Origin of the sequence: Kitasatospora sp. NPDC053057 (assembly GCF_044546945.1) — a bacterium.
In the GTDB taxonomy this organism is placed as follows: Bacteria; Actinomycetota; Actinomycetes; order Streptomycetales; family Streptomycetaceae; genus Kitasatospora.
Genome location: NZ_JBITZP010000027.1, coordinates 69,688 through 82,493 on the forward strand (window position 1 = coordinate 69,688; position 12,806 = coordinate 82,493).

Genomic DNA, 12,806 nt, shown 5'->3' on the forward strand with positions numbered 1-12,806 from the left:
AGTGGCCGGTTTTCGAGCGCCTTTGCGGAGGACCGATGCGCCGGAACGGACGGGTCGCGGACTCCTTGCTCGCGTTGCTGAGCCGGGACTGGCTGGGGGTGCCGGTCGCGCTGCTGGTGGTGGCGGTGGGTGGCGGGCTGGTCGGGGCGGGGGCGGCATGGGCGGTGGCGTTCGGTGGCCTGGTGATGGCCGTCGGTGTGCTGCTGGGGGCGGGAGCCGTTCGGCACCTGGTGCTGGTGGCCCGGGAGGCACGGGTGAATCCGCCGCCGGGGCGGCTGGTGGACGTGGGCGGCCACCGGATGCACGTCCTGGGCGAGGGGGAGACCGGGGGCGGGCCGACGGTGGTCTGGATGCCCGGCGGGCACGCCCCTGGTGAGGAGTTCCGCGAGCTGCACACGATGATGTCGGCCCGGGCCCGGTCGGTGCTGGTCGACCGGCTCGGGACGGGCTGGAGCGATGTCGGGCCCTTCCCGCGGACGACGGCGGTCGAGGCGGAGGAGCTGCCGGCCGCGCTGGAGGCGGCGGGGGAGCGGGCCCCGTTCGTGTTCGTCGGTCATTCCTTCGGCGGATTACTGGTCGCGAACGTGGCCAGGCGCCGGCCGGAGCTGGTGGCCGGCCTCGTGCTGCTGGATCCGACGCCCCTGGAGGTCATCGCCTTCGCACCGCCCAACCGGCAGCTCGCGGGGATGCGTCGAGGCTTCCTGCTGACGGCGGTGCGGCAGCTGTTCGGTGCGCACCGCGGCCGCGGCGGGCGGACCGGGCAGGGCTGCGCCGCCGCGTCGATCTTCGCGGAGCTGTCGCCGTCCGGGTTGGCCAGGGTGGGCTGGGAGACCGTGGTGTACGACGGGGACCTCGGAAACCTGCCACTGATGCTGGTGATACCCCGGGATCTCATCGGCGGTGAGGCGGTGCTGGCCGGGGCCCGGGGCGCGGCAGAGGCCGAGCGGATCAGCGGCTTCTATCTCAGGAGCAGGGTCCGGTACCTGGCGGCGTCGACGGCGTCCCGGCTGGTGCACACGCCGGAGGGGACGGGCCACGACTTCCCGCGCGAGGCGCCCGAGTTCGTGGTCGGCGTGGTCGGGGACCTGCTGCGGGAGCTGCGTGTGATCAGCCCATGACCGTCCGCGCGGAGTCCGCCCGGACCTGGCGCCGTCGGGAGAAGGAGCCCAGGTCCACGACGTTGCCGGTGTGGTCGCAGCGGTAGCGGACCGGGTCGCCGTCGTGGTCGTGGCCGGCCTCGACCAGGTCGATCAGGGCCGCGAGGAAGCGGCCGACCAGCGGGGCATTCTTGAACTGGTTGCCGCTGGTGCCCATGGCGACGTAGTAGCCGTCGAGATCGGTGCGGTCGTAGATCGGGGTCCAGTCGTCCGCGACGTCGTACACCCCGGCGGTCCCGAGGGGCCGGTTGGGCACTCCGATCGCGGGGAAGCGGCGGGCCGCCCTGGTCACCTGGGCCCGGAAGCGCCGGGCGGTGGGGCGGGGGTCGGCGGCGTCCGGGTCGTCGATCCACTCCGGCGGGTCGCAGTCCGGCTGGGTGCCGCCGATCAGGAGGTGGCCGCCGGGGGCCGCCCGCAGGTAGGTGCCGAGGTCGAGGTCGGCAACCACGGGCGCGTACCCGCCGGGCGCGGGGACCAGGTGGACCTCCTCGCGCAGCGGGCGCACGCCGACGGTGAAGTCGCTCCCGACGCCTGCCAGCCGGTTGAGGCCGCCCGACCACGGGCCGGCGGCGTTGACGACGACCGGTGCGGCGATCCGGGTGCCGTCGGCCAGGCGGACGCCCGTCACCCGGTCGGCGGACCGATCGACGGCGGCCACGGCCCGGTGGAACAGGAAGCGGGCGCCGAGCTCGCCCGCCGCGTCGGCGAGGTTCTGGGCGGCGAGCTGCGGGTCGTCGACGAACCCGGCGTCCGGGGTGAAGAGCGCGCCGAGCTCGCCGGTCGGGTCGGCGAAGAAGGCGTCGTCGTCCACCGGCTTCGGCGGCCAGTACCGCCCGGGATCGATCCCCGGCAGGTGCCGGCGCAGCGCGGCGGCGTCCCACCGCTCGTACGGGACGCCCGCGCGGTCGAACAGGGCGGTGACCTCGGAGGGCGCGGCCACCGGGGAGTCGAGCAGGACGGCGCCGGTGCGCTGGAAGGACGCGAGCGGGCCGCGGCCGGCGAGCCGCAGGTGCTCGGGCCAGTCCGTCCACAGGTGCCGGGACTCCCAGGCCGTGGCGACGCCGTCGAAGGTGGAGTAGTTGAACCGGACGATCGCGCTGGAGGCGCCGGTGGAGCCGTGGCCGGGGGCACCCGCCTTGTCCACGACGACCACCTGCCGTCCGGTGCGGGCGAGTTCGAGGGCGACGGCCGAGCCGATCACCCCGGCTCCGACCACCACCGCATCGGGTGGGGGTGCGGTCATGACGATTCCTCCTCGGGCGGGCGGGTGCGCAGGCGCGGCACGGAGTCGAGCAACTCCCTGGTGTACGGGTGCTGCGGGGCGCGCAGCAGCGTCTCGGTGGCGGCGGTCTCGACGATCCGGCCGTGCCGCATGACGGCCACCGAGTCGGAGACATGGCAGACGGCGGGCAGGTTGTGGCCGATGAACAGCATCGACAGGCCCAGCCGCCGCTGGAGTTCGCGGATCGTGTTGAGCACGGCCGCCTGCACCGAGACGTCGAGGGCCGAGGTGATCTCGTCGGCGATCAGCAGGCCCGGGCCGACGGCCAGGGCACGGGCGATGGCGACCCGCTGGCGCTGGCCGCCGGACAGCTGCCGCGGCAGCCGGTCCGCGTACCGGGTGTCCAGGCCGACGAGGCCGAGCAGGCCGGTGACGCGCTCGGTACGGGCCGGCCGGTCGAGCCGGTCGAACGCGGTGGCCGCCTCGACCAGGGTCTGGCGGACCGTCATCCTCGGGTCCAGCGCGGTGTCCGGGTCCTGGAGGACGACCTGGACCAGCCGGCCGAGCCGGCGCCGGTCGCGGACGGTGCGGACCCGGACCTCCCGGCCGTCGAGCAGGACCCGGCCAGCGTGCACGGGCGTGAGACCGACGACGGCGCGGGCCAGGCTGGACTTGCCCGAGCCGGACTCGCCGACCAGCCCGAGCGTGCTGCCGGAGGGGACGTCCAGCGAGACGCCGTCCACGGCGGTGACCGGGCCGCGTGGGCCGTGGTGGCGGACGGTGAGGTCGCGGAGCTGGAGGGTGGTCACGGCGTCACCGCCTCGACCGTCACCGGCACCGGGTTCCAGCAGGCGACCCGGTGCACGGCGTCGAGGCCGTCCAGCGGCGGTGCCTGCTCGGCGCAGTGGTCCAGGCGGCGCGGGCAGCGGGGTTCGAAGGGGCAGCCGGCGGCGGGGGTGAGCGGGTCGGGCGGTGCGCCTTCCACCGTCGGCAGCGGGCGGTCGCGGTCCGCGGCGAGGTCCGGCACCGAGGCGACCAGGGCGCGGGTGTAGGGGTGCCGGGCGCCGGTGGCGAGGCGGTCGGCGGGCAGCGTCTCGACGAGGGTGCCCGCGTACATCACCAGGACGCGTTCGCAGAACTCGCCGACCAGCGCGACGTCGTGGCTGATGAACAGGACGGCGGCGGAGGTCTCCTTCCGGAGGTCGGCGAGCAGTCGGGTGATCTGCCGCTGCACGGTGACGTCGAGCGCGGTGGTCGGCTCGTCGGCGATGATCAGACCGGGCCGCACCATCAGTCCGGCCGCGATCAGCACCCGCTGGCGCTGGCCGCCGGAGAGCTGGTGGGGGCGCGAGCGCAACAGCGCGGGGGGAAGGGCGACCCGGCGCAGTGCGTCGGCGGCCTGCGCGGCGGCCTGGGCGCGGCTCGCACCGCGGTGGGCCCGGACGGCCTCGGTGAGCTGGGTGGCGATCCGCAGGGAGGGGTTGAGTGCGGAGGCCGGGTTCTGGAAGACCACCGCCAGGCCGGTCGCGAGGTGGCGGTCGCGCTGCCTGGGCGTCATGGTGGCGAGGTCGGCGCCGAGCAGGCGAAGGGTCCGCCGGGTGACCCGGGCCCGTTCGGGGAGCAGGTCGGCGATGGCCAGCGCGGTGAGTGACTTGCCCGAGCCGGACTCGCCGACGAGCCCGACGATCTCGCCCGGCCGCAGCGCGAGGCTCACCCCGCGCACCGGCCGGATCAGCCCGTCCGGGGTGGGGAGTTCGACGCCGAGGTCCTCGACCTGGAGCACCAGGCCGTCCTCGGCGGGCCCGCTCGGGGTGGGCGGCGGTGCGGGCGTGCGGTCCGCCGGGCCGCGCCGGGCGACGTGGCCGGCGAGGACCTCGCCGAGCAGCTGGAAGGTCAGGGCCGCGTAGAGGATCGCCAGACCCGGAGCGAGCGCGGGCAGCGGTTCGGCGTAGATCCGGTCGAGCCCCTGGTTGAGCAGCTGCCCCCAGTCGTAGTCGGGCGGCTGGACGCCCAGGCCGAGGAAGCTCAGCCCGGAGAGCGCGACCAGCGCCGCGCCCGCCGCCGTGGTGGTGGCCAGCAGCAGCGGCTCGGCGATGTTGGGCAGGACGTGCCGCCACAGCAGCCGGTGCCGGCGCAGGCCGAGGACCCGGGCCGCGGCCAGGTGGTCGGTGCCGGCCACCGCGGCGGCGAGCGTCTGGGCGAGCCGGGCGAAGCCGGGGACACCCGCGACGGCGAGGGCGAGCACTGCCCCGCCGGCGCCCGCGCCGAACACGACCGCGAGGAACATCGCGATCAGCAGGGCGGGGAAGGCGAGCAGCAGGTTGATCAGCGCGGTGAGCAGCCGTCGGCTCCGGCGGCCGACGACGGCGGTGGCGGCGCCGAGCAGGACGCCGCCGGTGGCCCCGAGCAGGGTCGCCGCCAGGGCGAGCAGCAGGGAGGGCCGGGTGGCCGTCAGGACCCGGGCGAGCACGTCCCGGCCGAGGTTGTCGGTGCCGAACGGGTGGGCCGCGGACGGGCCCCGCAGGACCGCCGAGGGGTCGGGCCGGTCGGCCGCCGTGCCCCACAGCAGCGGGGCGGCCAGCGCGAGGACGACCAGCGAGACCAGCATGACCGCCGAGATCCAGGCCATCGGCGAGCGGAGGTACCTGGTGGGAAGGTGCATCTCAGCTCTCCCGGATCGTCGAACGGGGGTCGAGCACCGCCAGCAGCACGTCGACCAGCAGGCCGGAGAGCAGCACGGTGGTGCCCAGAATCAGCACCATCGCCTGGATCACCGGGTAGTCCTGGGTCACCACGGACTGCGCCAGCGCCGATCCGATGCCGGGCCAGGCGAACACCTTCTCGACCAGCACCGTGCCGGCGATCATCGCGGGCAGCAGGCTCCCGGCGACGGTGAGCGCGGCGGTGGCCGTGTTGGGCGCCGCGTGCCGCAGGTAGCGGCGGGCGGGGGACAGCCGCTTGCTCCGGGCGGTGCGCAGGTAGTCCTCGCCCAGCACCTTCAGCGCCTCGACCCGGACGATGCGCAGCAGTACGGCCGTCGGCGCGAGGGCGAGCGCCAGGACCGGCAGCACGAAGGACTCGGCGCCCGCGGCGCCGGCCACCGGCAGCAGCTGGAGGCCGACGGCCAGCAGCGCGGTGAGCCCGGCGGCCAGGACGAAGTCCGGCACCCCGGCCAGGCCGGCCGTGACCACGGTGAAGGCCAGCTCGCTGCGCGGGTGCCGGCCGTCGCGGGTGCGCACGGCGGCGAGCAGTCCGCCGGGCAGGGCGACGGCGAGGGTGACCAGGAAGGCCAGGCCGGCGATCTCCAGGGTGGCGGGCAGCCGGGTGCGGACCAGTTCCGCGACCGGCGTGCCGGTGACCAGCGAGGTGCCGAGGTCGCCGTGCAGCAGACCGCCGAGGTAGTGCCGGTACTGGGACGGGAAGGGCGCGTCGAGGCCGAGTTGGTGGCGGCGGGCGGCCACCAGGGCGGGGGCGGCGTCGACGCCGAGGGCGGCGCGGACCGGGTCGCCGGGGACGATCCGGACCATTGCGAACGAGGCGGTGAGCACGACGGCGAGGGAGACCAGCAGCCGGGCCGTGCGGCGCGCCAGGAAGGCCGTCCACGGGTGGCGCAGCAGGCGGGGCAAGGACACGGCGGGCCCCCGGTTCATCGGTGCAGCCGGATGCTGGTGGGGACGAGCTGGCCGCCGAAGGTGGTGGCGAAGGCGGTGCGGTAGCCGTACACGGTGCTCCGGCCGTCGGCGATCGGCAGGGCGTCGGCCGAACGCAGCAGCGCGGCGGCGGCCCGGTTCCAGCTGCCGCAGCCGGTGGTGTCCGGCTCCCGGAGCGCCTGGGCGACCAGGGCGTCGTACTCGGGGTTGGAGACGCCCGCGAAGTTGAGGCCGCGGGCGGGGGTCGGGCCGGAGAAGAACGGGATGAAGCCGACGGGCAGGGCGAAGCCGGGGGTGCTGCCGACCACGATGTCGAAGTCGGCGGTCTGGTACATGGCGTTGACGAGGGCGGGCAGGCTCTCGGTGACCAGCTCGACGTCCGCGCCGAGCGCCGTCCAGGTCCGGGCCATCAGCTCGGCGGCGGGCGGCAGGGTCGGGCCGAGGTCCGGGCTGGTGATCAGGCGCAGTCTCAGCCGGTGGCCGTTCTTGCCGAGCGGGCCGGTGCCGGTGCGGGTCCAGCCGGCGGCGCGCAGGGCCTCGGCGGCGTCCTGGGCGGGCAGGTTGGCGGCGGCGAGGTCGGCGTGGCAGACGGCCCCCTCGGCGCCGAAGTCGGTGGCGGGCCGGCCGGTGCCGCCGACGGCGACGTTGGCGAGCCCCTGGCGGTCGAGCGCGGACACCAGGGCGCGGCGCACCGCCGGGTCGGCGAGGGCCCGGCCGGGGCGCTGGTTGAAGAAGGTCAGCCCGACCACCGTTGCCACGTCCTCGGTGGTCAGGCCGTGGCCGGTGAGCCGGGCACGGTCGGGCCCGTTCACGCTCGCGATGTCGACGCCCCCGGTGAGCAGCAGGTTCGCGGCGGTGGAGGCCTGGGGCACCACCGAGAGGACGATCCGGGCCGGCAGGCCGGGAGCGGCGGTGGTCGCTCCGGCCGGGCCCCAGGTGTAGCCCTCGCGGACGGTGAACTCGTACGGCCCGCCGGGGGAGTAGCGGGTGAGCACGTACGGGCCGGTGCCCTGGGTGGTGCGGGCCAGCGCCTCGGGCCGGTCGAGGCCGGTGGGGCAGACGATCGGCAGCAGGCCGAGGGTGCGGGTGAGGAACGGGAAGGGCGCGGCGGTGGTCGCCGACACCGTGCCGGCGCCGTCGTCGGCTTCCGTGGTGAACGGGACGTTCGGCAGGACGGTCTGGGCGCCGGCCAGCTGGTGGGCCGGGTCGCTCGCGTAGTCGAGGGCCCGGGCCACGGCGGAGGCGGTGAGCGGGGTGCCGTCGGAGCAGGTGATGCCCGGGCGGAGGGTGAAGGTGGCCGTGGTGGTGGTGGCCTGCCAGGAGGAGGCGAGGCCGGAGACCACGGTGCCGTCGGGGGCGATGTTGACCAGCGAGTCGTAGGCGTAGCGGGCCTGGCTGGCCCCGAAGGTGGAGTACGGGTCGAAGCTGGGCGTCTCGCTGGACTCGGCGATCCGGACGGTCCCGTGGTCCACCAGGGGGGTGGTCGTCGAGGAGGTGGCGACGCCGCCGCAGCCGCTCAGCGCGACGGCCGAGGCGGTGAGGGTGGCCGCCAGGGCGACCGGCAGGGTGCGTCGGGGCATGGCGGCCATGGTGCCACCGGGGCTTGGCCGTGGCGAGTCAACTGGCGGGTGCGGTAAGCGTGTTCGAATGCTCGGAGTGGCCTGCCGGCCTGGCCGGGAGCCGTCGGCGGCGGCCGGGGCGGGTGACCATGATTCACCCGTTCGAGGGGTGTTGCGGTCAGTGCGTCCTGGGCCGGGCCGCCCGGTGGCCGGTCGTCGCCAGGATGGGTGGCATGACGAACGAACCGGGCCGGGAGATCGGCCGTCTGGCGGACCGCTACTTCGAGTTCCTGTTGGCGCGTGACCCGATGCTGAGGGCCCGTCAGGGGCTTCCGGTGGAGACACTGCCGGGGGCGTCGCTCGCGGAGGCCGAGGAGAGAGCACGGTTCGCCGAGGAGGTGCTCCGCCAGGTGCACGCGCTCGACGGCGCCGGGTCGTCCGACGGCGAGCCGTCCGGCGCCGACGCCGACACCGCCGCCTTCCTGGCCGGGCTGGCCGAGCAGGAGCTGCGGGCGTACCGCCACTACTGGCTGACGCCCGCCGCCACGCCGTACCGGCTGTTCCCGCTGTCGCTGTACGCCGACGCGGTGCTGCGCGCCTTCCGTTTCGCCGAACCGCCGGACGCCGGGCGGTACTTGGCGCTGGTGCGGGAACTGGCCCGGCTGGTCGGCTCGATCGGGGACAAGGTGGTGGGGCAGGCGGCGCGCGGCTTCCGGGTGCCGGCCCCGGCGCTGGCCGGAGCACGCGCCGCCCTCGCCGGCCTGCGGGAATCCGTCGCGCGCCGGGTGGAGGTGGCCGAGGACCGGCTCGCCGGGCTGGGGCCGGCCGCGCGCGGACAGCTCCGGGACGGCGTACGGCGGTTGCAGGAGAGCGAGTTGGCGCCGGCCTTCGACCGACTGCTGGCCGTCCTCGACGACCCGGCCTATCTGCGCGCCGCGCCGCAGGAGGTCGGCTGGGCGCGGTACCGGGACGGCGAGGAGGCGTACCGGGACTTCGTCCGGACCAGCACCGGGGGCGACACGGCGCCCGAGCGGCTGCACGAGCTCGGCCGCGAGCAGTGCCGCGAACTCGCCGAGCGGATGCGGGAGGTGCGCGCGACGCTGGGTTTCCACGGCTCCGAGGCCGAGTTCCACGAGCGGCTGCGGACCGAGCCCCGGATGTACGCCCGGACGCCGGAGGAGGTCGAGGCCCGCTACCGCGGCCACCTCGACCGGCTGGACCCGGTGCTGCCGCGCTGGTTCGCGGTGCTGCCGCGGGCGCCGTACGGGCTGGCCCGGCTGGACCCGGCGCTGGAGCCGGGGATGACCTTCGGGTACTACGAGGCGCCGACCGCGGCCGACCCGGTCGGGCGCTACCGCTACAACGGCTCGGACCTGGACCGGCGGTCCCTGCTCGGTTCGGCCTCGCTGATCTACCACGAGCTGGCGCCGGGGCACCACTTCCACCTCGCCCGGCAGGCGGAGGACGGCGCCCTGCCGCAACTGCGCCGCGAGGTGGCCGAGTTCGGTGCGTTCAACGAGGGCTGGGCCGAGTACGCGGCCGGCCTCGGCTGGGAGGCGGGGCTCTACGAGGATCCGTGGGACGCCTACGGGCGCCTCGCCCAGGAGCGGTTCACCGCGCAGCGGCTGGTGGTCGACACCGGGCTCAACCTCGGGACGATGGGCCTGGAGCGGGCGCGGGACTTCATGCGTGCCAACTCCACCGAGGCGGACGGCCAGATCGCCTCGGACCTGCTGCGCTACTCGACGGACCTGCCCGGGCAGGCGCTGTCCTACCGGGCCGGCTTCCTGGAGTTCGGCCGGCTGCGGGCCGACGCCGAGGCGGAGCTGGGTGCCGGGTTCGAGGTGCGGGCCTTCCACGAGGCGGTGCTGGGGGGTGGGGCGTTGCCGTTTCCGGGGCTGCGGCGGCGGGTGATGCGGGAACTCGGAGTTCATTGAGTCTGATAATCGGCAATAGAGCCATCCAGGTAATAGGGCAATGCGGTGTTCGGGTGCGCTGCAATTCAGGTCACGCGAGAAGGTCATGGACACCCGCATGAGTGAACCCTGCGGAAGCCGTTTGGCTCCGGCGGACATGGTTCGACTACGGTTGCCACGAGATCGGGCGGTACGCGCCGGTGTCCGGGAAATTCGATTCGGTAGGTGAATCTCGGATTCCGAGGTGGAATGCTTCCGTCCGTCCGGCTGCGCGCTGCTCCCGTTTTCGCAGTGCCCGGGTTCCCTGTCATACGTATGCGTAGAGAGGATGGAGCATCATGCCGCCCGTTGTACCGCCCTTCCTGGTCGGCCTCATCGTCGCCCCCCTGGCCAAGCGTCTGCTGAAGCCGCTGGTCCGGGGAGTCGTCAAGACGTCCGTCGGCATCGCGATGGAGGTGAAGAAGGCGGCCCACGAGGCCGGGGAGAACATCCACGACCTCGCGGCCGAGGTGGCCGCCGACATGGTGGCCGCCCAGATCGCCTCCGGTGACGGCCAGCACGCCACCGGAAACGGTGCGCCGAACGGCGCCAAGGACGAGGCCGCCAACCGCGCCGAGGGGGACGCGAGGGCCCCGAAGATCCGCGCGACCGCCGGCGCCGGCAGCGCCGCCGGCCCTAGCACCGGCCCCGGAAAGGCGCACTGACGGCCCGTCGGGAGCCGCGGCCGCCGCCGGGAGCGCATGCCGATCGATCTCGACGGAATGCGCGCCCGGGCGGCGGCCGACCACAGGCCGTTCGGCCGCAGAAATCCGCCGTCCAGAATTTCCACCCCGTCGCCGTACTCCGTCGTGTCCGTGACGGTTTTCCGCGACCTCCGCAAACAGGTGAACGTACACATGCCATCGCTACTGGGTGCCGCAGCCGGATTCCGCTCCGTGGAATTGGACGCGAGCCCGCGCTCGGTCATTCCGGGCCGCCAGCGCTGGGACGTCAAGCTGGTGCTCGGACGGCCCCGGACGGCCGAGGTCCTCGCCGCCGTGCTGCGCCGCATTCCCGGGATCACCGAGGCCCAGGCCAACCCGGTCACCGGCGGGGTGCTCGTCCGGCACGATGCGCGGGTGCGCGCCACGGACGTCAGCCGCATCGTCCGCAGAGCCGTCAGCCTGGTCGCGGAGGATCCGACCGGAGCGGCACGCCCGGCACCGGCCCGGCCCGCCGCCGCACCGGCCCGGCAGGTGGACCGCGGCCTGGTCGTGCGACCGGTGCTCGCCGTCGGCGGCGGGGTCGCGGCCGGGATCGCCCTGGTCAAGGGGTCGGCGCTGAGCAAGCAGCTGGTGGCGGTGGGCGGAGTGGCCGCCGCGACCGCGGCCGTCCTGCGGAAGGCCTGGCGCAGAACGGTCGACGCGTCCCAGGACGCGGTCGGACCCGGCGCCGAACGCCACCCTCTGCTGGAGATCGTCGGGCCGCACCGCCGCCGCCTCTACCGGGCCGCCGCACTCTCGGTCTCCTGCCAGGTCTCGGAGATGGCGCTCGGTACCTTCCTCGGCTGGACCGGACTGGTCCTCATCAAGGGCGAGGCGGCGCCGCTGGTCAGCCTCGGCCTGACCACCGCTTCCGCGCAGCTCTGGGGCCTGGCCGGCCTGGTGGCCGCCGCCTGTGCCGCCGTCGCGGGCCTCTCGTACGCCTCGAACCTCCAGTGGCGCCGACTCGGCCAGGACATCGAGCACGACTGGCGCAGCCGCACGTACCGGCACGTCCAGCACCTCGAACTGGAGCACCTGGAGGGCGAGCGGACCACCCGGGTGGCCGGCGCGCTCATCGACGACGTCGGCCAGCTGGGCGCCTTCTTCGCCGGCCCGGCCAACGACGTGCTGCAACTCGGCACCAGCCTGGCCCTCCTGGTGCCGGCGTTCCTGCTGCTGGCACCGCAGATCGCCTGGATCGCGTTCCTGCCGATCCCGGTCATCGCCTGGCTCTCGCTGCACCACCAGGACAAGGCCGCGGCCGACTACGCCGTCACCGGCGAGTGCCGGGCCAGGCTGGGCAGCCAGGTGATCAACTCGCTGGAAGCCGGCGCCACCGTCAAGAGCTTCTGCACCGAGGACTACGAGGCCGAACGCATCGACGAGTTGAGCGAGGCGGCCCAGGAGAGCAGCCGGCAGACCGACCGGAGCACGATCCGCCACGCCGAGACCGTCCGGGCCTGCACCACCGCCTCGATGGCCGGCACCCTGCTGATCGGCGGCCGCTCGGTGCTCAACGGCACCCTGCGCTTCGAGGTGTTCAGCCCGCTGATCGGGCTGCCCCAGATGCTGCTGATGCGGATGAGCCGGCTCGGCGGCATCGTCGACCAGTACCAGCGCACCCGTGCCTCCTACGACCGGGTCCAGCGGCTGCGCGCCCTGCCCGTCGAGGCCGACGGCAGCGAGGGGACGATCGACCTCGCCGAGGTGCGGGGCGAGCTCGTCCTCGACGGGGTCACCTTCGCCTACCCCGGCCGGCCGGCGGCCCTGGAGGACCTCTCGCTGACCATCCCGGCCGGGCAGGTGACCGCCCTGGTCGGCGCCACCGGCTCCGGCAAGACGACGGTCGCCAAACTGCTGATGCGCTTCCAGGACGCGGAGTCCGGCAGCGTGCTGCTCGACGGGCGGGACGTCCGGGACCTGCGGCGGCACGACCTTCGGCACGCCATCGGCTTCGTCGCCCAGGACCCGTTCCTCTTCGACGGCAGCATCGCCGACAACATCCGCTACGGCAGCTTCGAGGCCTCCGACGAGGCCGTCGTCCAGGCGGCCACCATGGCCGAGGCGCACACCTTCATCGCGACGCTGCCGGACGGCTACGACACCCTGATCGGCGAACGCGGCGCCGCGCTCTCCGGCGGCCAGCGGCAGCGCATCGCCCTGGCCCGGGCGATCCTCAAGGACCCGCCGGTCGTCATCCTCGACGAGGCCACCTCCGCCGTGGACAACGAGACCGAGGCCGCCATCCAGCGCACGCTCCGGGTCTTCGCGACCGACCGGACGATGGTCGTCATCGCCCACCGGCTCTCCACGGTCCGCCACGCCGACCGGATCTACGTCCTGGACAAGGGCGGCGTCGTCGCCGAACAGGGCACCCACGACGAACTGCTCGCCCAGCACGGACTCTACGCATCCCTCTGGCAGCTCCAGGCCGGCGAACTCGCCGCCTGACCGCAGCAGCCGCGCCCGCCCGCCGGCCGACCGCGTGACGACACCGCGGTCGGCGCGGCCCGGCGTGCCGCCCCGCGACGACGCCCGCCCATACTTTCGGAGGTACCC

8 protein-coding genes and 1 pseudogene are annotated in these 12,806 nt (G+C 74.7%); 4 read left to right on the forward strand and 5 right to left on the reverse strand.

Annotated elements, in window-relative coordinates; genetic code table 11:
- Positions 1 to 353 precede the first annotated feature (353 nt).
- Positions 354 to 1,118: pseudogene (locus tag ACIG5E_RS26100) on the forward strand (alpha/beta fold hydrolase); the annotation flags it as partial.
- Here ACIG5E_RS26100 and ACIG5E_RS26105 read toward each other — a convergent pair.
- From ACIG5E_RS26105 to ACIG5E_RS26125, 5 genes are read right to left on the reverse strand one after another with little or no spacing between them, the layout of a single operon-like run.
- The gene (locus tag ACIG5E_RS26105) at positions 1,108 to 2,400 is read right to left on the reverse strand and encodes an NAD(P)/FAD-dependent oxidoreductase (protein ID WP_396537232.1); all 1,293 of its coding nucleotides are present in this window, start codon (positions 2,398 to 2,400) and stop codon (positions 1,108 to 1,110) included. The pseudogene ACIG5E_RS26100 and the gene ACIG5E_RS26105 overlap by 11 nt on opposite strands.
- Positions 2,397 to 3,188, reverse strand: a complete 792-nt coding sequence (locus tag ACIG5E_RS26110; protein WP_396537234.1) for an ABC transporter ATP-binding protein — start codon at positions 3,186 to 3,188, stop codon at positions 2,397 to 2,399. Before ACIG5E_RS26110 ends, ACIG5E_RS26105 begins: the two co-directional genes overlap by 4 nt.
- Positions 3,185 to 5,041, reverse strand: a complete 1,857-nt coding sequence (locus ACIG5E_RS26115; protein WP_396537236.1) for a dipeptide/oligopeptide/nickel ABC transporter permease/ATP-binding protein — start codon at positions 5,039 to 5,041, stop codon at positions 3,185 to 3,187. The genes ACIG5E_RS26110 and ACIG5E_RS26115 overlap by 4 nt, the downstream gene beginning before the upstream one ends.
- Position 5,042: 1 nt before the next feature.
- A complete protein-coding gene (locus tag ACIG5E_RS26120; RefSeq protein WP_396537238.1) occupies positions 5,043 to 6,011 on the reverse strand; it encodes an ABC transporter permease in 969 nt (322 codons plus the stop codon).
- A 14-nt stretch (positions 6,012 to 6,025) separates the two neighbouring features.
- Positions 6,026 to 7,609 (reverse strand): ABC transporter substrate-binding protein, encoded by a 1,584-nt coding sequence (locus ACIG5E_RS26125; RefSeq protein ID WP_396537240.1) that lies wholly within the window; start codon positions 7,607 to 7,609, stop codon positions 6,026 to 6,028.
- A 212-nt stretch (positions 7,610 to 7,821) separates the two neighbouring features.
- Here ACIG5E_RS26125 and ACIG5E_RS26130 point away from each other — a divergent pair, with 212 nt between their 5' ends.
- From ACIG5E_RS26130 to ACIG5E_RS26140, 3 genes are all read left to right on the forward strand, one after another.
- Positions 7,822 to 9,525, forward strand: coding sequence for a DUF885 domain-containing protein (locus tag ACIG5E_RS26130; protein ID WP_396537242.1), 1,704 nt, complete (start codon positions 7,822 to 7,824; stop codon positions 9,523 to 9,525).
- A gap of 317 nt (positions 9,526 to 9,842) precedes the next feature.
- Entirely contained in the window at positions 9,843 to 10,208 is a 366-nt protein-coding gene (locus ACIG5E_RS26135) for a DUF5132 domain-containing protein (RefSeq protein WP_396537244.1), read from the forward strand.
- A gap of 231 nt (positions 10,209 to 10,439) precedes the next feature.
- Positions 10,440 to 12,698, forward strand: coding sequence for an ATP-binding cassette domain-containing protein (locus tag ACIG5E_RS26140; RefSeq protein ID WP_396537246.1), 2,259 nt, complete (start codon positions 10,440 to 10,442; stop codon positions 12,696 to 12,698).
- The last annotated feature ends 108 nt before the right edge of the window (positions 12,699 to 12,806 follow it).